This is a genomic window from Parafrankia sp. Ea1.12 (assembly GCF_900465275.1).
Lineage (GTDB): Bacteria > Actinomycetota > Actinomycetes > Frankiales > Frankiaceae > Parafrankia > Parafrankia soli.
In genome coordinates this window covers 1-22,952 of sequence record NZ_UBIZ01000092.1, presented here as the reverse complement: position 1 = coordinate 22,952, position 22,952 = coordinate 1, and the positions used below count along the sequence as shown (strand labels likewise).

Annotated in this window: 14 protein-coding genes and 1 riboswitch; of the genes, 10 read left to right on the top strand and 4 right to left on the bottom strand. The window is 73.5% G+C overall.

The window, feature by feature from the left end:
- The first annotated feature begins 31 nt into the window (after positions 1 to 31).
- From FMEAI12_RS01575 to FMEAI12_RS01560, 4 genes are all read left to right on the top strand, one after another.
- Entirely contained in the window at positions 32 to 2,536 is a 2,505-nt protein-coding gene (locus tag FMEAI12_RS01575) for an ATP-dependent Clp protease ATP-binding subunit (RefSeq protein WP_012157634.1), read from the top strand.
- Between the two features lie 345 nt (positions 2,537 to 2,881).
- On the top strand, positions 2,882 to 4,294 hold the full coding sequence (locus tag FMEAI12_RS01570) for a metallophosphoesterase family protein (RefSeq protein ID WP_071060801.1): 1,413 nt from the start codon (positions 2,882 to 2,884) through the stop codon (positions 4,292 to 4,294).
- A 342-nt stretch (positions 4,295 to 4,636) separates the two neighbouring features.
- Positions 4,637 to 6,418: a PP2C family serine/threonine-protein phosphatase gene (locus FMEAI12_RS01565; protein ID WP_112104735.1), complete on the top strand. Its 1,782-nt coding sequence runs from the start codon at positions 4,637 to 4,639 to the stop codon at positions 6,416 to 6,418.
- 139 nt (positions 6,419 to 6,557) lie between these two features.
- Positions 6,558 to 8,507, top strand: coding sequence for an NAD-binding protein (locus FMEAI12_RS01560; RefSeq protein WP_112104734.1), 1,950 nt, complete (start codon positions 6,558 to 6,560; stop codon positions 8,505 to 8,507).
- A 54-nt stretch (positions 8,508 to 8,561) separates the two neighbouring features.
- On the opposite strand, the gene FMEAI12_RS01555 is transcribed toward FMEAI12_RS01560, so the two are convergent.
- Positions 8,562 to 10,301: a hypothetical protein gene (locus tag FMEAI12_RS01555; RefSeq protein ID WP_112104722.1), complete on the bottom strand. Its 1,740-nt coding sequence runs from the start codon at positions 10,299 to 10,301 to the stop codon at positions 8,562 to 8,564.
- A gap of 41 nt (positions 10,302 to 10,342) precedes the next feature.
- On the opposite strand from FMEAI12_RS01555, the gene mptB reads away from it, so the two are divergent.
- Positions 10,343 to 12,211: a polyprenol phosphomannose-dependent alpha 1,6 mannosyltransferase MptB gene (gene mptB / locus FMEAI12_RS36950; RefSeq protein WP_200835138.1), complete on the top strand. Its 1,869-nt coding sequence runs from the start codon at positions 10,343 to 10,345 to the stop codon at positions 12,209 to 12,211.
- 1,696 nt (positions 12,212 to 13,907) lie between these two features.
- On the top strand, positions 13,908 to 15,164 hold the full coding sequence (locus FMEAI12_RS01540; protein ID WP_071060792.1) for a Glu/Leu/Phe/Val dehydrogenase: 1,257 nt from the start codon (positions 13,908 to 13,910) through the stop codon (positions 15,162 to 15,164).
- Here the strand turns inward: FMEAI12_RS01540 and FMEAI12_RS01535 are convergent.
- Complete coding sequence (locus FMEAI12_RS01535) at positions 15,109 to 15,564, bottom strand: RNHCP domain-containing protein (RefSeq protein ID WP_012157626.1); 456 nt, start codon at positions 15,562 to 15,564, stop codon at positions 15,109 to 15,111. The two genes, FMEAI12_RS01540 and FMEAI12_RS01535, sit on opposite strands and share 56 nt — an antisense overlap.
- Positions 15,565 to 15,804: 240 nt before the next feature.
- On the opposite strand from FMEAI12_RS01535, the gene FMEAI12_RS39645 reads away from it, so the two are divergent.
- From FMEAI12_RS39645 to otsB, 3 genes are read left to right on the top strand one after another with little or no spacing between them, the layout of a single operon-like run.
- Positions 15,805 to 16,434 carry a DUF3263 domain-containing protein gene (locus tag FMEAI12_RS39645; RefSeq protein WP_071060788.1) on the top strand — a complete coding sequence of 210 codons (630 nt, stop codon included), beginning with the start codon at positions 15,805 to 15,807 and terminating at the stop codon, positions 16,432 to 16,434.
- 9 nt (positions 16,435 to 16,443) lie between these two features.
- Positions 16,444 to 17,100, top strand: a complete 657-nt coding sequence (locus FMEAI12_RS01525; RefSeq protein WP_112104719.1) for a LytR C-terminal domain-containing protein — start codon at positions 16,444 to 16,446, stop codon at positions 17,098 to 17,100.
- Positions 17,101 to 17,155: 55 nt separating this feature from the next.
- On the top strand, positions 17,156 to 18,043 hold the full coding sequence (otsB, locus tag FMEAI12_RS01520; RefSeq protein WP_071060784.1) for a trehalose-phosphatase: 888 nt from the start codon (positions 17,156 to 17,158) through the stop codon (positions 18,041 to 18,043).
- Between the two features lie 94 nt (positions 18,044 to 18,137).
- Here otsB and FMEAI12_RS01515 read toward each other — a convergent pair whose 3' ends face one another.
- Entirely contained in the window at positions 18,138 to 19,661 is a 1,524-nt protein-coding gene (locus FMEAI12_RS01515; RefSeq protein ID WP_112104718.1) for a trehalose-6-phosphate synthase, read from the bottom strand.
- A 118-nt stretch (positions 19,662 to 19,779) separates the two neighbouring features.
- Positions 19,780 to 20,580 (bottom strand): HAD hydrolase family protein, encoded by an 801-nt coding sequence (locus FMEAI12_RS01510; protein ID WP_112104717.1) that lies wholly within the window; start codon positions 20,578 to 20,580, stop codon positions 19,780 to 19,782.
- 202 nt (positions 20,581 to 20,782) lie between these two features.
- Positions 20,783 to 20,902, top strand: a riboswitch (SAM riboswitch).
- A 7-nt stretch (positions 20,903 to 20,909) separates the two neighbouring features.
- Here FMEAI12_RS01510 and thrC point away from each other — a divergent pair.
- Positions 20,910 to 22,187: a threonine synthase gene (gene thrC, locus FMEAI12_RS01505; protein ID WP_012157620.1), complete on the top strand. Its 1,278-nt coding sequence runs from the start codon at positions 20,910 to 20,912 to the stop codon at positions 22,185 to 22,187.
- Positions 22,188 to 22,952 lie beyond the last annotated feature (765 nt).

The window sequence follows — 22,952 nt, the reverse complement described above, 5'->3', positions numbered from 1 at the left end:
GTGTGGTCGGTCGCAGCTCGAAGGAGCGCACATGTTCGAGAGGTTCACCGACCGGGCACGTCGGGTCGTCGTCCTGGCCCAAGAAGAGGCCAGGATGCTCAACCACAACTACATCGGGACCGAGCACATCCTGCTCGGCCTGATCCACGAGGGCGAGGGCGTCGCCGCTAAGGCCCTCGAGTCGCTCGGGATCTCGCTCGAGGGTGTGCGGTCACAGGTCGAGGAGATCATCGGGCAGGGTCAGCAGGCGCCGAGCGGGCACATCCCGTTCACGCCCCGGGCCAAGAAGGTCCTCGAGCTGTCCCTGCGTGAGGCTCTCCAGCTCGGCCACAACTACATCGGCACCGAGCACATCCTGCTCGGCCTGATCCGCGAGGGCGAGGGCGTCGCCGCCCAGGTGCTGGTCAAGCTCGGCGCGGACCTCAACCGGGTCCGTCAGCAGGTCATCCAGCTCCTGTCCGGCTACCAGGGCAAGGGCGACCCGGCGACCGCCGGCGCCCCGGCCGAGGGAACGCCGTCGACCTCGCTGGTCCTCGACCAGTTCGGCCGCAACCTCACCGCGGCCGCTCGTGAGTCCAAGCTCGACCCGGTCATCGGGCGCGAGAAGGAGATCGAGCGCGTCATGCAGGTGCTGTCGCGCCGGACGAAGAACAACCCCGTCCTGATCGGCGAGCCCGGCGTCGGCAAGACCGCCGTCGTCGAGGGGCTCGCGCAGGCGATCGTCAAGGGCGAGGTCCCCGAGACCCTGAAGGACAAGCAGCTCTACACCCTCGACCTCGGCGCGCTCGTCGCCGGGTCCCGCTACCGCGGTGACTTCGAGGAGCGGCTGAAGAAGGTCCTCAAGGAGATCCGCACCCGCGGCGACATCATCCTGTTCATCGACGAGCTCCACACGCTCGTCGGTGCGGGTGCCGCCGAGGGCGCGATCGACGCCGCCTCCATCCTCAAGCCGATGCTGGCGCGCGGGGAGCTGCAGACGATCGGCGCGACCACACTGGACGAGTACCGCAAGCACCTGGAGAAGGACGCCGCTCTCGAGCGGCGGTTCCAGCCGATCCAGGTCGCGGAGCCGTCGGTGGCGCACACCATCGAGATCCTCAAGGGTCTGCGCGACCGGTACGAGGCGCACCACCGCGTCTCGATCACCGACGCCGCCCTGGTCGCCGCGGCCTCCCTGGCCGACCGCTACATCTCCGACCGGTTCCTGCCGGACAAGGCCATCGACCTGATCGACGAGGCCGGCTCCCGGATGCGCATCCGCCGGATGACCGCTCCGCCGGACCTGCGGGAGTTCGACGAGCGCATCGCGAACGTCCGCCGGGACAAGGAGTCCGCGATCGACGCGCAGGACTTCGAGAAGGCCGCGTCGCTGCGCGACAAGGAGAAGACCCTGCTGGCCGAGAAGGCCAAGCGGGAGAAGGAGTGGAAGGCCGGCGACATGGACGTCGTCGCCGAGGTCGGCGACGAGGAAATCGCGGAGGTCCTCGCGATCTGGACCGGCATCCCGGTCTTCAAGCTCACCGAGGAGGAGACCGCGCGTCTACTCCGCATGGAGGACGAGCTCCACCGCCGGGTCATCGGCCAAGAGCAGGCCATCAAGGCCGTCTCCCAGGCGATCCGGCGCACCCGCGCCGGCCTGAAGGACCCGAAGCGCCCCGGCGGCTCGTTCATCTTCGCCGGCCCGTCCGGTGTCGGTAAGACGGAGCTGTCGAAGACGCTGGCGGAGTTCCTCTTCGGCGACGAGGACTCGCTCATCCAGCTCGACATGTCCGAGTACATGGAGAAGCACACCGTCTCGCGGCTGGTGGGCTCCCCGCCCGGCTACGTCGGGTACGAGGAGGGTGGCCAGCTCACCGAGCGGGTGCGGCGCAAGCCGTTCTCCGTGGTCCTCTTCGACGAGGTCGAGAAGGCCCACCCGGACGTCTTCAACACGCTCCTGCAGATCCTGGAGGACGGTCGCCTGACCGACTCCCAGGGCCGGCTGGTCGACTTCAAGAACACCGTCCTGATCATGACGTCGAACCTGGGCACCCGGGACATCTCCAAGGGCCCCGGCATCGGGTTCGCCACCGGCCAGGGCGCGGTCGACTACGAGCGGATGAAGGCGAAGGTCCAGGACGAGCTCAAGCAGCACTTCCGGCCTGAGTTCCTCAACCGGATCGACGACATCATCGTCTTCCACCAGCTCTCCGAGAACGAGATCATCCAGATCGTGGATCTCATGCTCGCCCGGGTCGACAGCCAGCTGAAGAACAAGGACATGGCGCTGGAGCTCACGCCGGCCGCCAAGGCGCTGCTCGCCAAGCGTGGCTACGACCCGGTGCTCGGCGCCCGGCCACTGCGCCGGACGATCCAGCGGGAGATCGAGGACATCCTGTCCGAGAAGATCCTGTACGGGACGCTGCGTCCCGGCGAGATCGTGGTCGGCGACGTCGAGGGTGAGGGCGAGGAGGCGAAGTTCGTCTTCCGCGGCGAGCCGAAGCCGAACTCGGTGCCGGACTCCCCGCCGATCGACCTCGCCAAGTCCAGCGAGTGACATCGGGCCGCAGGACGCCCAGCGCGTGAGGTGACGGCCGGTTCCGCCTTGGAGCGGGCCGTCGCCCACCCGGGCCAGACCCATCCGAAGGGCGGTTGCGCGCCAGCGCAGCCGCCCTTCGGCGTGAGCGGCCATCAGCAACCAGCCGTAGCCATTCGCAGCCAGCCCCGTAGCCAGCCGTAGCCACCGGAAGTCATGCCTCACAGCCTTCGCGGTCCACGACGTTCCCGGTCACGATCCTCCGAGTCGCCGGCCTCCGCACCACGAGACGCCGCACCACTAGACGCCGCACCACGCGACGCCCCGCCGCGGCCCGGCGGAGGGCCGTCGCACGCCGAGCACGGGGTGCACCTCGCCTTCGGCGCGGATCCGGCGACGTCGATGGTGGTCTCCTGGATCACCAGGGAGCCCGTCGTCCGGCCGCTGGCCCGGGTGGTCACGGGCACCGCCGAGGCAGTCCGCGAGGTCGGGGCCGGCACCAGGTCGTACACGGACGCGGTTACCGGGTGGGAGATCTACGCGCACCACGCGCTGCTGGACGAGCTGGCGCCGGACACCGAGTACACCTACGAGATCACGTACCAGACCACGGCGGCCGGGGTCGTCCGCGAGGTGGGCCGGGCGTCGTTCCGGACGGCCCCCCGCGGCCGGGCCGCCTTCACCTTCGCCTGCTTCGGCGATCACGGCACCGACGCGTCCGACAACCCGTTCGGCACGCCGGCCTCCAGCGCGCTCGTCGCCGGCGTCGAGCGGGTGGACCCGCTGTTCACCCTGGTCGACGGCGATCTGGCCTATTCGAACGTCAGCGACGTCCCGCCGCGGGCCTGGGCGGACTGGTTCGCGATGATCAGCACCTCGGCCGCGCGCCGCCCGTGGATGCCGAGTGTCGGCAATCACGAGACCGAGCGGGGAAACGGAGCGCTGGGCCTCGCCGCCTACCAGACCTACTTCCAGCCGCCGGACAACGGCGAGGAGCCGTACCTGGCCGGCCTCTGGTACGCCTTCACAGTGGGTGGCGTACGGTTCGTCGTGCTCAGCGGCGACGACGTCTGCTACCAGGACGCCGGCCGCGTCTACCTGCACGGCTACAGCTCGGGTCGGCAGACCGCCTGGCTCGAGCGGCAGTTGGCCGAGGCCCGGGCGGACCAGGCGGTCGACTGGATCATCGTGGTCCTGCACCAGGCAGCAGTCTCCACAGCGGAGTTCCACAACGGCGCGGACCTCGGCCTGCGCGAGGCCTGGCTGCCGTTGTTCGACCAGTACGGCGTCGACCTGGTGATCTCCGGGCACGAACACCACTACGAGCGCACACACCCGCTACGGGGGGTTGTGGACGGCAGCGCGACGCTGACCCCGCGGCCGGTCCCGGGCTCGGTGTCCGTCGCGGGGGGCGGCGGGGGCGGTACTGCCACGCTCGACACGTCCGCCGGGACGGTGCACATGCTGATCGGCACCGGCGGCTCGTCCACGCCGTCGGCCGGGCAGCTGTTCGACCCGCCGGCCTGCCGGGTGGTCGTCGGGGTGCGGGAACGGGAGCCCGGGCAGCGGCAGCGCTCCTCGATCCGTGCGGTCGAGCCGGCCCCGTGGCTGGCGGCCCGCTTCCCCGAGCATCCGTACGCGTTCGCCGCGCTCACGGTCGATCCGGGCGAGCCGGGCGGGACGACCCGCATCCAGGTCACCGTCTACGACTCGGCGGACGCCGTGCCCGTGCCCTTCGACACCTTCACCCTCGCCCGCCCGCGCGCCGACGCGACCTGATCCGCCGCGCGCCAGGCGACCTCCCCGTACCCGCCCGCCGACGCGACCTCATCCGCCGCGCCCGCTCGGCGCCACATCCCGACCCGTTTTCGGGATCGACAGGCCCTTCCGGTGACGCCGCACTTCCGGCGATACTGACCTTTGGGTGATACGGACGGGAACCCGACACCTGCTGCCGGTGACCGGCAGGCCCCTGACGCGGCACCGGTGGAATCAGCAGCTTTCTGTCGCAGTCCTGACACCGGCCCGGTCTTCGCCGAGTTGTTGCCTTTGGTTATGTATGGAGACGGCTGCCGACACGTCCTATAGCGTGATCGGGTTGTCGTGGCGGGGACGGAGGCCATGGGTAGCTCACTGGTACCGATCATGCTCATCGTGGTGCTTCTGGTGGGCGCGGTGGTTTTCGTCGTCCTGTCCAGTCGCGCACCACGCACCGGCTACGGATCCGGGCGCAAGCGCTCGCTGGAGACGAGACGCTCGCGGCCCGGCAGCATCCCGCTGCGCGACGCCCCGGAGCCGTCGGCTCCGGCCGCGCCGGACACGCGCGCGCCGGACCCGCAGTCACCAGACGGCGTCGTGCCCGGCTTCACCGCGCCCGCGAGCGCTCCCGCCGCGGTGGAGGTGGCGCAGGCCGCGGACGGCACGAGTCGCGGCACCGGCAGCGCGGCCGATCCTGGCCCGGACACCGGCTCCGCCTGGAGTGACGGTTCCGCCTGGGACGACAGCGGGTGGGGCGACGCCGACGCCACCCGCATCGACAGTCTGCGCGATCCCGGCCACGGGCCTCCCGGCACGGCGGGAAGTACAGCGAACGACACCGACACGGTCGCGTCCGCTACGGAAAGCGGCGGGACCGGAGGTCACAATATCGGTGGCGCGTACACGTCACGCGCCGATACCGGCGCGGCGCCGGCGGATCCGTCCCATGCGGGGGCGTACTTCGCCGGAGCCGCACAGCCCGGCGGGCCCCACGCCGGTGCCCACGGCACGGGGGGTATCGACGTGAGTGGACTCGACTCAGGCGGCAGGGACACCTACATGAACGACAGCCGAGACCCGGACGCCACCGGGTGGACTCCGCCCCCCAGCGGGCGCCCGCACCATGGCGAGACGGACGACGCCGCCTACCGGCTCGCGGTCGACGACCACGACCCGCTCGCCGGTGGCTTCCCGCACCAGGGGTCGTCGGGGTACTCCGGACCGGCCTCCTACCCCGACCCGACGGCCGGCGAGACGATGCGGATCGGCTCGACCGCGCCGACCGGGCCCGGCGCCGACGGGTACGGGGCGGCCCCGGTGGGTGGCGAGACGGTCTGGGGCGCGCCGCCCGCGGCGGCCTCACCTGCGATGACCGCGCCGACCGTGCCCACCCCCGACCCCTCCGCGCCCGGCCTGGTCGCGGCCGAGCCGGCCCAGACCACGGCTCCCGCCCTGCGGCTGGCCGCGGCCGGCCGCACCCGGCGCGGCAAGCGCGGCGGCCCCAACGAGGACGCCTACGTCGTGTCCGACGGCCTGCTCGCCGTCGCCGACGGCGTGGGCGGGGAGGCCGCCGGCCAGATCGCCTCGACGCTGACGGTCACGACGGTGGCCGGGTTCCGTCCCCAGTACGCCGAGGACCCGGCCGACGGGCTGCGCCAGGCGGTCGCCCGGGCGAACCAGGTCGTGCGGGAGAAGCCCCGGCAGGAGCCGTCCTGGCGAGGTATGGCCTGCACCCTCGACGTGGTCATCCTCGGCCGCCAGCAGTCGACGGGCGAGACGCTGTTCATCGCCCACGTCGGCGACAGCTCCGTCTGGCTGCAGCCGCAGAAGGGCCGACCGCGCCAGGTCACGACGCCGCACGCCATCAAGAACGGCCCGCTGCTCAACGCCATCGGCCTGGCCGACCGGATCGAGGCCGACATCCTGCGCGAGGCGGTGCGGGCCGGTGACCGGGTGATCCTCGCCAGTGACGGCATCACGAAGGTGATGACCCCGGAGCAGCTGCTGGGGCTGATGACCGAGCTCGGCCCGGAACCACCGGAGCGGGCCGCGGACGCCCTGGTCGAGGCGGCACTGCTGGCCGGCGCCCGCGACGACACGACCATCGTCGTCGCCGACCTGGTCTCGGAGCCGTCGGCGCGATGACGGCTCACCGCCCGGAGTGACCGCCGGCGGTTCCCGAGGTCCGTCGGGCGGTCCGGGTCCTCCCGGTCCGTCCGGCAGACCGGGCCGGTTAGGCCGGCTCGCCCGGGTACTGGACCCGCGCCACCTGCTGGGGGGGGTGGTGGCGCGGGCGGCGCGGCTCTACGCGACGCTGCTGTTCGGCCGGATGGGGCGGATCGGCCGATGGCTGCGCCGCCACCTGCTCGGCACGTTCCTCGTGCTCGGGCTGATCGCCCTCGTGCTGAGCCTCATCGGCTCGTACCAGCACTTCTCCGCGGAGCCCGAGACGTTCACCTGGGCGAACGTGATCTTCTTCGCCTCGACGCTCTTCCTCGCCGACGGCACGATGTTCGAGAACGGCGGGCAGTTCCCCCCAGCGCTGGAGATCGCCCGTTTCCTCGCCCCGCTGGCGACGGCCGTCGGTGTCGCCGACGCCGCCAGCACCCTGTTCGCGCACCGGTTCGAACGGTTCCGCGCCCGGCACGCGCACCGGCACGTCATCGTCTGCGGCACCGGGCCGACCGCCTCCGCGCTCGTGGACAAGCTCGTCGGGAACAGCCGGGTCGTGCTCGTCGCCGAGGACGCCGAGCGGGAGTATCCCGACGCGGAGCGGCCCCCGAACCTGCTGCGGGTCATCGGTGACCCGGTGGAGCGGCTCGTCCTGGCCAGCGCGGGGATCATGCGGGCCGACGTCGTCTACAGCTGCCTGGACGACACCGCCTCCAACCTCGCCGTCGCGCTCACCGCCCGTGGCGTCGTGCGGACCAGCCGGGCCGGCAGCCGCCGGATCTCCTCCGCCCGGCTGGACCATCCGCTGCGCTGCCTGGCCCAGGTGGGCGACCTCTCGCTGCTGCCGCACCTGCGGGCCCGCCGCATCGGCCTGGAGAACGACCCTGGCTTCCGCCTCGACTTCTTCGCGGTGGAGGTGCTCGGCGCGCACGCCATGCTGAACGGCAACGCGCCTGCCTGGGCCCGGCCGGACGAGTTTCCCGACCTGCGGGCGCGCCCGGCGCCGGTCGTCGTTCTCGGGATGTCCGACCTGGGCCAGGCCGTGGTGATGGAGCTGGCGCGGCGCTGGCGCGACTACAGCTCGCCCGGCTCGCCACCGCTGCGGATCGTCCTGTCGGGGCGGAACGCGACCGTCGAGGCCGCGGCCATGCGCTCGCGGGAGCCGGCGCTGGCCCGGGTCGAGCTGTTGGCCAACGACAGTCCGTCCGGGGAGCTGCCCGTGGCGGTCCTCGAGCTCGACGACCCGGTCGAGGGCACCCGGACCGTCCCGCCGGAGTTCGTCTACGTCTGCCACGGCGACGAGGAGGAGGCGCTGCTGCGCGGGCTGGAGGTGGCGCGCACGCTGGGCGCCGCCAGCCTCGGCGAGCATGGCACCCGGGTCGTCGTGCGCACCGGCCGGCAGCGCAGCTTCGAGGACGTCTTCGGCCCGCGCGAGGCACCCGACCCGGACGGCCCCGACGCGCCCGTCCCGCCGCCGCCCGGCCCGGGGCGGCGTGGCGGCGGTGCGCTGCTGGACGACGTCCAGGGCGGGTTGCGGTTCTTCGCGGTCAACGACGAGGCGCTGCCCCTCGATCCCGGGGCGAACGACCTCATCGAGCGCTTCGCGCGGATCATCCACGAGAAGTACCTGTTCAAGGAGATGACCGGCGGCGCGGTCCTGCGTTCGCGGCGGAGCCTGCGCCCCTGGGACGAGCTGGACGACGATCTGCGGGCCGCCAACCTGGCGCAGGCGATCGGGTACAGCGACGTCCTGCGCCGGCGGAACTGGATGCTGATGCCGGCCGGGGAGCACGACCCGGAGTTCGTCTTCACGCCGGAGGAGCTGGAGGAGCTGGCCCAGGCGGAGCATGCCCGCTGGCGGCGCGAGCGGGAGAGCCGCGGGGTGCGGTACGGGCCGGTGGAGCGGGGCGGCTCCGATCCGCGTCACCCGTCCCTCGTCGACTGGGAGCAGCTCTCCCCGGCGGACCAGGACCGCGACCGCGACGTGGTGCGCAACATGCCCCAGGTGCTGGCCACAGCCGGCCTGCGCATCGTGCGGATGACACCGCGCCCACCCGACTGACCGCCCACCCGACCGCCCACCCGGCTGACCGCTCGCCTGGCTGGGCCCGCTGCGTCAGTGCAGGCGGTGGTCGGCCGGGCAGTCAAGGGCGCTGGCCCGGGTCAGGCCGTCCACGGAGAGCCGGGCGGACAGGCGCACGGCGCCGGCCGACTGGGTGAGGATGCCCGTCCAGCCCCCAGCGGCCCGGAACACGCAGGCGTCACCCTCAGTCAGTTGCCAGTACGGCGTGTAGTGCACCAGGACCGTGGCGACCCCCGGGCTGGCGAACGACACCGCGACGGAGCTGACGCCCAGCTCGGTGAGGGTCGCCGGGCCCCGCACGAGGCCGGACGAATCCCGGACCAGCCAGACCTTCCAGTCGGCGTTCTGCCAGGCCAGCTCCAGGTAGGGCAGGCCGGACCGGAGCAGCTTGGCCTCGGCGACCGCGGACGGGTCGAGGTCGACGTTGGGCAGCGCGACATACGTGACGCCGCGGGCCAGCAGCCACTCGTGGTAGGTCTCGGCGGTGAGCGTCCCGTCGTAGAACAGGGCGTTGTACTTGCTGTCGAGCTGGCGAAGCCAGCCCCGGGCCATGGGCAGCTTCGGGGCGACGTACCGGGCCTCCCAGTGCGCCTGGGTGAAGGGGATCTCGACCCGCCCGGCCGGTACCGGCCCGCCGTTGTCAAGGTAGCCCAGCAGGTCGGTGTAGTACCCAGGAGCGGCGGACGGATCACCATGAGTCACGAACGCGCCGTGGATGGGCCCGATCTGCCATCCGATCAACGGGATGGCGACCAGCGCGAGCGCCCGCGGCCGGGTGGCCAGGAACACCGCGGCGGCGGGACCGGCGAGAAGCGTCGCCGGACGGGTGATGTTCCCCCCGACCTGGGTGGGCACGAAGAAGAACACGATCGCCGCGCCCGCCCACAGCAACAGCCCGTTGCGGACCGCCCGGTGCTCCTTCGGAACAAGGAGCAGCCCGCCACCGATCAGGGCGAGCAACGACAGGAAGGTCACAGCCGGGAAGGGCTGGTAGCCCTCCTCCGGGAAGGCGAGGGCGACGATGATCCCGGCTCCGGCCCCGCCGAAGGCGAGGATCACGCGGCGGGGCAGCGACCCGGTCAGCGCCAGCGCCAGCCCCACCATGAGCACGAACCCGGCGGCCAACGGCGAGGCCAGCGAGGCCAGCACCGCCCCGGCCCACACCAGCCACACCCGGCGCTCGCGTGCCCCGACCAGCGCGACCGCGCCGAAGGCCATCCCGAGCGCGAAGGGCATCCGGCCGACCACCAGATTGGCCACGGTGGCCACCGCGAACCACAGCAGCGGCAGGTCCTGACCGTGGCGCACCCCCGGCCCGCGCAACAGCCTGGTGACGGCGACGGTCGACGCGACGCACGCGAGCGCCCCCACCGCCTGCACACCCAGGAGGGCGCCCAGTGGGGGGAACAGGACGCTGTAGCCCGGTATCGTATGGCCGCCGTACCAGCCGTCGTCCCACAGCACCGCGCCGCCGTGCTCGAACAGCCACACCCGATACTCCTGGGCAGGGGTGTCGGGGCCGGTCACATCGAGGCACACGCAGATCAGGCACAGGACGGCGGTCAGCAGCCAGGGGCGCCGCCGCACCGCCGTACCCAGGGTCACGGCCCCCTCGACCAGCCTGTTACGGCGACGGGGTCCCACGGCGAGGCAGGAGGTCTGTGCGAGTGAGTCGTGGCGACGCCCGGTTCCGCCCGGCCGGGGGATCCCCGACGCGGCCGGGGCGTCCACGGTGGTTCCGACCGGTGGTTCGGGCGTCGCGAGCAGACCCACCCGCCACCTCCCCACCTTCCGCCGCCGGTCCGTCCGGCGCCGTGACCACCCAGGGCGACCCACGGGCCGCCCGTCGGGGCGCGGCCGTTCGGGCGGACGGCCCCGCCGAGCTCGTGGGACCATCCCATCCCGAGCCGCACGGCCGCGTCGACCGAGGGGCCGGCGACCGGCCCGCGTGGCGGCTGATCCTGGCCGGCGCGATCGCCGCCGCGCTCGCCATGATCAGTGAGGCTCGGCTCGGGCCGCGAGATCCTGAAGTGGCCGACCCGTCGTCCTGGTGGGGAATTCTCCCATCCGGACAGCCCGCGGACACGGCCAGGGGCGTGCTTGCCGCCACAGCCGGGCTGGCCGTGATCGGGCTCTGCCTGAGCTGGCTGCTCCTGCTGGCACGCGCGCGCCGCGGGACGATCTCGCCGCGGGCGGCCGGCGCCGCCGCGCTCGCGTGGGCCGTCCCGTTCGCGGTGGGACCGCCGCTGTTCAGCCGGGACGTCTACGCCTACGCCGCCCAGGGCGAGCTCGCCCGGCACGGTCTCGACCCGGCGACGCACGGCATCAACAGCCTGCTCTCGCGGGAGGCAGGCGGGGGTCTGTTCATCGCCGCGGTCGATCCGCGGTGGCGCGACACACACGCCCCCTACGGGGGGTTGGGGGTGGGTGTCGAACGCGCGTGCGCGGCGCTCGGTGACCTGCTCGGGACCGGCGCGGCCGGGACGGTCGCCGCGCTGCGGGTGGTCGCCCTGATCTCGACCGTGCTCCTGGTCGCCCTGGCCCTGAGGCTGCCCGGCGGCCCGCGCCGAGCGGACCAGGGTGGCCGTTCTGGTCGGTGCCGTTCTGGTCGAACGGTGGCGATCGTGCTCGCGCTGCTGGCTGCGAACCCGTTTGTGATCATTCATCTGGTCGGCGGCGCGCACCTGGACGCCCTCGCCGCAGCGCTGCTCGTCGCGGCGCTGGTGATCGACCGTGGCCGCGGGACCGGTCGCGCTCCCAGCTGGGCTCTCGGCGCCACCGCGGTGGCCTTCGCGTGTCTGGCGGGCAGCGTGAAGGCCACCGCGTTCCTCGGCGCCGGCTGGCTGGTCTTCGTCCACGTCCGCGATGCCTGGCACTCCGGACCGGCCGCGGCCACCGGGCGGCCCGGCCGGCGCGCGGCGACGATCGGGACGGCGCTCGCCGCGGACACCGTGGCGGCGGCCCTGGCGCTGCTGGCCGGGATGGCCGCAGGCGGATTCGGGCCGACCTGGATAGGCGCGTTGGCCACCTCGGGCAAGCTCGAGACCGGCATCGCGCCCGCCTCGGTCTTCGCGACCCTCGTCGACCTGGCGCCGCGGATCGTCGGCCTCGAGTGGCCCGGAGACTCCGACGCCGTGCTCGGCGCCACCCGCGCCCTCGTGCTGGCCGTTGTCGGCCTGACCGTAGCCTGGCTCGCGCTGCGGACCTGGCCGGCGCGAGCGACGGCGCGACCGGCGGCACAGGCCACCCGGCCGCTCACGCCCGACGCCGTCAGGCCGACCGGGCCGGAGCCCGGCCGCCGGGACGACCTGGTTGTCGTGGGTTTCGGGGGGATGGCCCTGGTGCTCGGCTCCCCCGTGGTCTACCCGTGGTATCTCGCTCTGAGCGTGCCGTTCCTGGCCGCGCTGGTCGCACTCGCCCCATCCCCGCCCGGACGGCAGACCCGCGCGGCCGTCGGGCTGATCGCCGTCACGTCGGTTTGGCTGTGCCTCGCGACGCTGTCGCCGCTCGCCGCCACCTGGCGACTGCTCGGCCGGGCCGACCCGCTGCTCGGCGCTGCCCTGGTGGTGGTGTCGGCGGCAGTGGTGTCGGCGGCGACTGTGCCGGCGGTCCGTCGCCGGACGACTGTCCGTCGCCGGACGATTCCCGCGCCGCGGCCCGAAGCGCGTACCAGGCCGCGGTGACGAGCACGGCGTTGCGCGCGACCAGCAGCAGCCCGCCGACGACCCGCCCCTGCACGACGTCGTTGTAGCGCCACGGGTAGACGACCTGCGACAGCACGGCGCAGACGGCGAGCAGCCCCGCCGCGTCGACCTTCCGCCCACGCCACCCACGCCACCCGGACCACCCGAGCCGGCCGCCTGTGCTCTCGGAGTGGTCCGATGACTCGGCCCGCACACGCTCGGCGCCGGCGGTGGACGGGCGGACGGCGGCGGCGGCGAGGACGAGCAGCCAGACCAGGTACTGCGGGCTGAGCACCCGCGAGGTGATCACAATCAGCAGGACCAGCGCGAGGCCACGCCCGGCAACCGACGATGTGCCCTCCGCGTCCATCGAACCGTCCCCGCCCGGCCGGGGGGAGGCGTCCACGGCCCGACCAGGGGACCGCCGCGCCCACCACCACAGGACCGCGGCGGCGATCACGATCACCTCGGCGAGCGAACAGGCCGTCGCCACCGCCCTGGCGAGCCCGCCGTCGAACTGGAGTGACCCGTAGGAGTACTCCGGGGCGGAGCCGATCCCGAGCATCCGCGCCACGACGAACGGGGTGGCCGGAACCGCCTCGATCTGCAGGCCGCGGGCGCTCTGCGCGTTCAGGAACCCCAGCGCGCCCCGCCACCAACCGGCGAGCACGAGGACGGCGGCCAGGACGGCCGCCGTCACACCCGCACCCGCCACGATCCGCGCCACCCGGCCCAGCACCGGCGAGCCCGGGCGCGTCAGCCCGCGTCGTCCCAGGGCCACCAGGAGCAACCCGGGCCACACCTTCACCGCCACGCCCAGCGCCACCCAGCCACCGAAACGACCGAGTGAACCAAGCGCACCGAAAAAACTGAACGGGCGGAGGCGCCGGGAGTGCCCCGGCCGACCAGCGCCATCAGGAGGCTCAGCGTCACCGGAGCCATGGGTGCCACCGGGCGCGGAGCCGTCCAGGGCGAGGACCGCGGCCAGCGCCGCGGCCGCCGGCACCAGGTCGAACCGGGTCAGCATCACCGGGCCGAGGGCGAGCGTGGCCAGCAGCCAGTACCGGGCTGCCGCGGGTGAGCGGCGGGCCAGCGCCCGGGTGAGCACCGCGTCCACGACGAGCATCAGCAGGTAGAAGGACACCTCATACGGGACGCCGGCCAGCTCGCGCGGCACCGCGGGCAGCGCCAGGACGACCGCCGCGCCCGGCGGGTACTGCCATTTCTCGTCCCCGGGCACCGTCCCGTCACCGACGAGCGTGTGGCCCCACTCCCGGTAGAGATCGACATCACCGAGAACGCTCTGCTGCGCGCCGAACACCTGGCCGGCCAGCGCCAGGGTGAGCAGCAGGGCCCGGCTGACGACCCACCGGACGACCAGCGGCCGTCCTCGCAGGGCCGCGTACCAGCGTGCCGGGCCGCGCGCCCGTCCTGCCGGACCTGCTACTCCCGCGCTGTTCACGATCCCCGGAAGGTACCGGTCGCGGCGGCGAGCGCGGTACCGACGTGGGACAGTCGTAGCCATGCGAGTACGCTGCGCAACCTAGCGTCACACGAGCGGTTACGTGCCTCGAGCCCACGTACCTGCTACCGACAGCAGGAGTCACTCCACGGTGCGCATTTGCGCCCGTGAGCGCGGAGCCCGACGGCGCGCTCCGCGCGTTACGGGTGGCCGGACGCGCCGCGGAGGTGTTCTGTGATCCTCGGGACCGGCTCCGCCTGGGACACGGCGTGCGTGCAGCTCGCCGACGCGGCCCAGCACCTGGGTCTCGACGACGGCATGCACGACCTGCTGCGCACGCCGCGGCGGTCGATCACCGTCTCCGTCCCGCTGCTGCGGGACGACGGGCAGCTGCTCGTCCTGTCCGGCTACCGCGTTCAGCACAACCTCGCCCGCGGGCCGGCCAAGGGCGGGCTGCGCTACCACCCGGCCTGCGACCTGGACGAGGTCAAGGCGCTGGCCATGTGGATGACGTGGAAGTGCGCGCTGATGGGGATCCCCTACGGCGGCGCGAAGGGCGGCATCGCGGTCGAGCCCGGGCTGCTCTCCCGGCAGGAGCGGGAGCGGATGACCCGCCGGTACGCCGCCGAGCTCGTCCCCCTGATCGGGCCGGACAAGGACATCCCGGCCCCGGACGTCGGCACCGACGAGCAGACCATGGCCTGGATCATGGACACCTACTCGACGCACACCGGCCACACCGCCCCGGGAGTCGTCACGGGCAAGCCGCTGTCCATCGGGGGGTCCGCCGGGCGTGCCGGGGCGACCAGCCGCGGGGTCCAGCTCGCCGCGTTCGCCGCGCTGCGCGAGCTCGGCCGGGACCCTCGGGAGACCACGGTCGCCGTCCAGGGGTTCGGCAAGGTGGGCGCCCTGGCCGCCCAGTACCTGCACGACGCCGGCTGCCGGCTGGTCGCGGTGTCGGACGTGAAGGGCGGCATCCACAACCGGGCGGGGCTGAACCCGTCCGCGCTGATCCGCCACCTGGCCCGCGGGGCCGACACCGTCGTCGGCTACCCGGGCACCGACACGATCACCAACACCGAGCTGCTCGAGCTGAACGTCGACATGCTCGTCCCCGCCGCCTTGGAGGGGGTCATCAACATCGGCAACGCGGACCGCGTCCGGGCACCGCTGATCGTCGAGGGCGCGAACGGGCCGGTAACCGCCGAGGCGGACCACGTCCTGACGGGCAAGGGGACGGTGATCGTCCCCGACATCCTCGCCAACGGCGGCGGGGTCGCCGTCTCCTACTTCGAGTGGGTGCAGGACATCCAGGCGTACTTCTGGACCGAGGACCAGGTCAACGACCGGCTGCGCGCTCTCATGCAGCGGTCCTACCAGGAGGTGTCGGCGCTGGCCCGCGAACGGCGGGTGAGCCTGCGGACGGCCGCCCACATCATCGGGGTCGCCCGCGTCGCCGAGGCGCACCGGACCCGCGGCCTGTACCCCTGACGGCCGCCCCACCCCTGAGGCCGGCGTCGCCCGGGCCCCGCAGGCTCACCTCGTCCGCGACCCGGGCGGCCAGCGCGAACAGCGCGGACTCGGCGTCGGCGGGCGAGGTCCGGTTGCGCCGCAGGTGCCCGCAGCTCTCGCAGCGGTGAGTCAGGACGGTCTCGCGCGCACGCATCTCCACCCCGACAGGACGCATCAGCCCGCGGCACGGCGCCGCGCGGTCGCCGGGGTTGACGTCGACATGCCGCGACCAGAGGCAGGCCGGGCAGTGGTTCGTGTACCCGTCGCCGCGCACGGTGGCGCCGCACACCAGGCACGCGAAGTCCTCCGGCGTCCGGGCGAACCGGCGGCCGTCGTCGGCGCCCCGGGCGGCACCGGGCCCGTCCTCAGGCGGTTGCACAGTTCAACGGTAGGGCAGGGCGCGCCCGGGCCGCCCGGCCCGGGCGCCACCGGACGGGCTCCGTGCCACCGGACGGGTCCGTGCGGGGGCAGCGTGACCGACGCGCCAGGGTGTGTCCCGGGAACGAACGGGGATGTCGGACGCACAGGGTGAAATAGTGGGCGGCGACCACGCGACCGTGGTGCGCGTACGCCCGCTTGAGCGCCTCCGTAGCGAGGCTGCCCACAAGGAGGTCCCAGCGTGGACGCCGCCCATGCCGAGGCCCGGCGCCGAAGTGTCCCGGGCCCGGCCTCGTCGCCGCGCCCGGGGCGGAGCGGCTCCGCGGACACGGGCCCCGGCGGCCACACCGGCCCAGGCGGCTCCGGCCCCGCCGGCACCAGGCCCGCGGGTTCCGGGCCTGCGAACTCCAGGCCCACCAGCGCCGGACCCGTAGGTCACGGGCCCACCGGATCCAGACCCGCGGATCCAGGGCCCGCAGGTTCCAGGCCAACCGGTTCAGGGCCGGAAAACTCCGGGCCCAGCCAGGCGGCGGCAGGCGGGAGCGCGACCGGCGGCGGCGAGGGTGGCTCCGGCGAGAACGGGCGCGGCGCCAACGGGCTGACGGAACGGGAAGCCCGGGTCCTCGCCTTCGAAAGCCAGTGGTGGCGCTATCCCGGCGCCAAGGAGGCCGCCATCCGGGCGGAGTTCGGCCTGTCGTCAACCCGTTACTACCAGATCCTGAACGTTCTGATCGACTCGCCGGCCGCGCTGGCCGCCGACCCGATGCTCGTCCGCCGACTGCGGCGGCTGCGCGAGCAACGCCGGCGCGCCCGCGCCGGTCATGTGGACGACGCCGGTGAGCCCGGCGACGACGGTTCCGACGACGCCTGAGGAGAGCCCGTGCCCAGAGGCTCCCACGACTTCTCCCGACACCCGGGTGGTGACCGCCTGCGCATGGCAGGTGCCGCCCTGGTGGCCGTGCTGGCCGTACTGGCCGGAATTCTGCTGGTGAACCTGTTCAACGGGTCCGGCGACTCCGACGACGGCGCCGCCCCGGCGGTGACCGGCGAGCCCGCCGCCCCCTCGGGCGAGCCGGCGCAGGGCGCAGACCGCCCCGAGGACTCCTCCAGCCCGACGCCGTCGGAGCGGGCGACCCCGAGCCGGTCGCCCAGCCCGACACCCGGCCCGCGGCCGTCGCCGACGCCGCAATCCGCCCCGGCGCAGCCACCCGCGGCCCCGGCCACCGGGGCGCCGAAGGTCTTCGCGCCCGTCGTCGTGCTGAACAACTCCCGGATCGCGGGTCTCGCGGACAGCGCCGCCAACCGGGTGGAGGCGGCCGGCTTCCGGGTCGAACGGGTCGGCAACTACCTGGGCCAGTACAACGTGCCGGTTTCGACCGTCTTCTACGATCCCGAGGACGCCGACGCCGCGCGCACCCTGCTCGAGACGGTTCCCGGCGTCGAGCGCATGGTGCCCCGCGCAGAAACGAGGATCATCGAGACCGACACCCTGATCCTGGTCGTCACCCGTGACTTCCCGACCGACGACCAGCCCTGACAACGGCCCACCAGCAGCCACCATCCCTCACAAACGACGTGACCGGGAAGGGATCGTGACCGACTCCTCCGCGCCCTCGCCGCCCGCTCCCGCGGGTGCCCACGCCACCGCCGAGCCTGCCCCCGCCCCGCGCACCCTGGCCGGCGGCGCCGGCCTGGCCGCCCTGCTGACGACGCCGGACAAGGCGCTCGTCGCCCTCGACTACGACGGCACCCTCGCCCCGATCGTCTCCCGGCCCTCCGACGCGGTGCCCGCGCCCGGCGCGATGGCCGCGCTGGGGCGGATCTCCCGCCGCGTCGGCACCGTCGCGATCATCACCGGCCGGCCGGTGGACGCCGTCCTCGAGCTCACCGGGGTGGAGCGGTTCACCGATCTCGGGCACCTGCTCGTCCTCGGCCAGTACGGGCTGCAGCGGTGGGACGCCGAGACCCGGCAGACCACCGCCCCGGAACCACTGCCCGGGGTGGAGGCGCTGCGCTCGGCCCTGCCAGACGCACTGCACGACGCCCCGGCCGGGACGTCGGTCGAGGACAAGCGGCACGCGCTGGTCGTCCACGTGCGGCGGACCGCCGACCCCGACGCCGCGCTGGCGGCGCTCACCCCGGCGCTGACCAGGCTCGCCGAGGAGCACGGGCTCGAGGCGGCGCCGGGCAAGCGGGTCCTGGAGCTGCGCCCGCCCGGTCACGACAAGGGCCGTGCCCTGCGCGGGCTCGTCGCCGAGCGGGCGGCCCGGTCCGTCCTCGTCGCCGGCGACGACTACGGGGATCTCCCCGCCTTCGAGGCGGTCGACGAGCTGCGGGCCGGCGGCCTGGGCGCGATCACCGTGTGCAGCGACAGCCCGGAGGTGCCCGACGTGCTGCGCGAGCGGGCGGATCTGGTCGTCAGCGGCCCGACCGGCATGGTCACCCTGCTGGAGGTACTCGCCGACCGCCTCGGCGCCTGACCCGCGACGTCGACTCGAGGCATGACCCGGGACGGCCGCTCGGGGCCTGACCCGGGAACCGGGCTCGGGGGCCGGCCCGGCCCGGGGAACCGGATCAGCCGGCGCGGTCCGGTTCCGCCGGCGCGTGGCCGCGGATCTCGTCCAGCTGCGCCCGGAACCAGGCCCGCGGCGGCAGCTCACCGGCGACGGCGGCCAGCCGCCGGGCCCGCTCGCGCCGCTCAGCCGCCGGCATGACCAGCGCGGTGTGCATCGCCTCCGCGGTGGCCGTCACGTCGAACGGGTTCACCACGACCGCGTCGGCGCCCATCTGCGAGCACGCCCCCGCCTCCCGGGAGAGGACGAGGACCCCGCCGTCGGCCGAGACCACCATCCCCTCCTTGGCGACGAGGTTCATCCCGTCCCGGATCGGGTTCACCACGAGGACGTCCGCGAGCGTCATGGCGGCCAGCGAGCGCGGGAAGTCGTCGTTGATCTCCAGGTGCACCGGCAGCCAGGTGTCCGTCCCGAACTCGTCCTCGATCTCGGCGGCGAGGCGCTGGACGGCCGCCGTGTACTCGCGGTACTCGGGCAGGTCGTGGCGGGACGGGTAGGCGCACACCAGGTGCATGACCCGACCGTGCCACTCCGGGTGCGAGCGGAGCAGCTCGCGGTAGGCGTCCAGGCCGCGGACGATGTTCTTGGACAGCTCGGTGCGGTCGACCCGGACCACCAGGCGGCAGCCCCCCGCCAGCTCGCGCAGCTCGGCCGCGCGGGCACGGACGTCGGGGCGGGCGGCGCGGTCCCGCAGCTCGGCGGCGTCCACTCCAAGGGGGTACAGGCTGGTGCGCACGGTGCGCCCGCCGGCGGTGACGGTGTCGCCCACCACCTCGGCGCCGAGGATCTCGGCGCAGCAGTCGCGGAAGGCCGCCGCCCACGCCGGGGCGAGGAAGCCGAGCCGGTCCGCCCCGAGCATGCCGTGCAGGATCGCCGCGGACACGTCGTCGGGCAGCATCCGGAAGTACTCCGGCGGGGACCACGGCGTATGGCTGAAATGGGCTATCCGCAGGTCCGGCCGCATCTGGCGCAGCCGGGCGGGGACCAGCGTCAGGTGGTAGTCCTGGACGAGCACGCACGCCCCCGGCGCCGCCAGCTCGGCCAGCGCGTCCGCGAACGCCGCGTTGTACGCCTCGTAGGCGGCCCAGTCCTTGCGGAAGGACGCGCCGAAGCTCGGCTCCGTCGCCGGCGCATGCAACAGGTGCAGGACGAACCAGAGCGTCCGGTTGGCGACCGCGTTGTAGGCGCGGTCGAACAGCACGCGGTCGAGGTCCAGCATCCGCACCGAGGCGCCGCCGGTGTCGTAGCCGCTGCGGTCGATGCGGCCGCCCGGAGCGGAGCGGGCGGCCCGCCGGTCGGCGTCACTGAGGGCCGCGCAGACCCAGACGATCTCCCGGCCGTCCTCGGGCGTGTCCTGGACGACCTGGGCCAGGCCGCTGACCAGACCGCCGCCGCCGCGCCGGGGATGCAGCAGGCCGTCGTCGCCGACGACGAACGACACCGGCCCCCGGTTCGACGCGATCAGCAGATCGGCCTGGGCCGGGTACTCGCTCCCGGGCGCCGTGAACTCCCCGATGCCCGGCATGTGACGCACACAGCGGAGCGTAGGCCATCGAGTGCCCTGTCGGGGCGCCACCCGCAAGCACCGCGGGTGCGCGCCGCCGGAATGCCGCCCGGCAGGGCCGCCGCGACGGGGCCCGCGGTCAGCCGGCGCCGAGCGCGGCGCGCACCGCGGTGGCCCAACCTGCACCGAGCGGGCCGTCCTCGACCACCACGTTGTCGTAGGCCGGGAGCAGCGCGGCGATGTCCGGGTGGCGCACCGCGTTGGCCACCAGGTGCATCCGCCCCACCGAACGGGCCATCGCGAGATCACTGGCGGAGTCGCCGATGGCGATCGCCTCGGCCGGGTCCACCCCGCGCCGCTTGAGGTCGTGCGCGACGGCGTCGCCCTTGCTGACGCCGTCCGGCACCAGGTGGTAGACGTGCGGGTGCACGCCTAGATCGGGCATGTGCGCCGGTGAGATGAGCCCGTTGTCGCGCATGCTCAGCCAGCCGAAACCGGACTCGGCCAGCCAGCCGTCCACCTCGGCGACGTCGATCCGGCCACGCAGCATGACGTCCACCTCGCGGCCGGTGTGCCAGGGGGTGTGCAGCTCCAGGCGGCCGGGGTGCAGCTTGATCAGCTCGTCGAGCAGGCTCTCCGGCACCCGCTCGAACGAGTCGGGCATCGCGCCGCGCAGGATCTCGGTGTCGAGCCCGGTGTTCCATCCGATGATCGCGCCCAGCTCGCCGATGAACCCGTCGGCGCCGAAGATCCCGGCGGCCTCCACGAGCTGCGGCCTCGTCCGCCCGGAGACCAGCACCAGCGCGATGTCCGCGTCGTGCAGGTCGACGAGTGCGCGGGCGGGGTCAAGGGTGGTGTCGCCGCCCTCGGCCCGGAAGAAGCAGCCCCGCGGGCCGACCATCGTTCCGTCGAGATCGGTGTAGACCACACGAACGCTCACGCTTCGGGCTCCCTGGTGTCGGTCCGGCGAGATCGCGGCCGGCGGCAAGCGGCCCAGGTGACGCGGGCACACGGCCCCTCGACCCGACCGCGGCCCACCTCAGGACGTGTCATCGAAGCACCTGTGGCACACGGCAAACCGCCGGAACTCCGGTGCACGCCTGTCCGCACGCGGTCTACAGTACGGACAGACAACTTCATCTGGCTCATCCAGAGGGGCAGAGGGAACGGCCCAGCGAAGCCCCGGCAACCACCGTCGCATCCATGCGCGGCAGGTGCTAATTCCGACCCGGGACGCAGCCGGCTCCCGGGAAAGATGAGGAGTTCCGCATGACTCTCGCGCCCGAGCGCGCCACTCTCCCGAGCCCGGACGCCGCCAACCCCGCCGTCTCGCTGTCCTGTCGTCACTGCGGTGCCACCTACCCGCTGTCGGCCACCCACGTCTGTGTCGAGTGTTTCGCGCCGCTCGAGATCGCCTACGACGAGGACCGGCTGCGCAAGGTCACCCGGGCGTCGATCGAGGCCGGGCCGTCCAACCTGTGGCGGTACGTCGGCCTGCTGCCCGCCGGGCACGTCGCCGAACGGCGCGTCTCCCTCGACGCCGGCTGGACCCCGCTGCGACCCGCCCAGCGCCTCGCCGCCGAGCTCGGCATGCGCACCCTGTGGGTCAAGGACGACAGCGCGAACCCGACCCACTCGTTCAAGGACCGGGTCGTCTCGGTGGCCCTCACCGCCGCCCGCGAGCTCGGCTTCCACACCGTCGCCTGCGCGTCCACCGGGAACCTCGCCCAGTCCGTCGCCGCCCACGCCGCGTCCGCCGGCCTGCGCTCGGTCGTGCTCGTCCCGCACGACCTGGAAGCCGGCAAGACCGTGTCGACGGCCGTGTACGGCGGCACCCTCGTCGCGATCAAGGGCAACTACGACGACGTCAACCGGCTGTGCAGCGAGCTGGCCGGCGAGTACGAGTGGGCGTTCGTCAACGTCAACGTCCGGCCGTTCTACGCGGAGGGCTCGAAGACCCTCGGCTACGAGGTCGCCGAGCAGCTCGGCTGGCGCATCCCCGGCCAGGTCGTGGTGCCGATCGCCTCCGGCTCCCTGCTGACCAAGGTCGACAAGGCGTTCGGCGAGCTCGGCCGCCTCGGGCTCGTCGAGCCCACCCCGTACAAGGTCTTCGGCGCCCAGGCCGCCGGCTGCAACCCCGTCGCCGCCGCCTACGCCCGCGGCGCCGACACGGTCGCCCCGGTGAAGCCGTCGACGATCGCCAAGTCGCTGTCGATCGGCAACCCGGCGGACGGCCCCTACGCCCTCGACGTCGCCCGCCGCACCGGCGGCGCCATCACCGACGTCACCGACGACGAGATCGTGGACGGCATCCGCCTCCTGGCCCGCACCGAGGGGATCTTCGGGGAGACCGCCGGCGGCGTCACCGTCGCCTGCCTGCGCCGCCTGCTGAACGAGGGCCTCCTCGACCCGGACGTCGAGACGGTGATCTACAACACCGGCGACGGGCTGAAGACCCTCGACCCCCTGGTCTCCACAGGTGGCCCCACCGCCACGATCCCGCCCTCGCTCTCCGCGTTCGAGGCCGCCGGCCTCGGCGACGACTAGCCTCCCGCTCTCCCCGACGAAGCGTCGGCGCCCGGACCCGCGCGAAACCGCGGCTCCCGGGCGCCCGCAGAACGGTGACACCCGGGCCCACGGAGCGGCAGCGCCCGGGGCTCTCGCGCAGCGGTGGCGGGGCCTCCCGCGGAACGGGCCGGTGGGGCCCGGGCGCACCGGGCGATGGCCCGGCCGAACCCAGCGGTGGACCAGCCCGAACCGGTGGTGGGCCGGTCGCGGGCCGAACCGAGCCCGGTGGTGGTCGGTCGGCGTCGTGTGCGCGTAGCCGGGCGGGGAGTTGTGCGCGGCTGGTCAGGATGGCGTTGTTCGACACCGATTCCGCCTGGGGCCACACCGATTTCCCGTGGATGTCGCCGCAGGCGGGGAGGCCTCGGCGGCCTGCCGCCACGCCGATGGGACACGGGGGGCGAGCTTGCACTCACCCATGCCGAGTGCTAAACAGGACTTGGCACTCTCCCCATGGGAGTGCCAAGGGCTGAAACGACGAGGCTTCCTGGTCATCCTTCCGTTCGCACGGGGGCCGGGTCGGAGCCGTCCGTCGCGGGCGTCGTTGTGGCCAGGCCATCGAACTGCCATCCCCCTGGGAGGACCCAGACACCATGCCGAAGATCATTGCCTTCGACGAGGAGGCACGGCGCGGCCTGGAGCGCGGCATGAACCAGCTGGCCGACGCGGTCAAGGTCACGCTCGGCCCCAAGGGTCGCAACGTCGTGCTGGAGAAGAAGTGGGGCGTCCCCACGATCACCAACGACG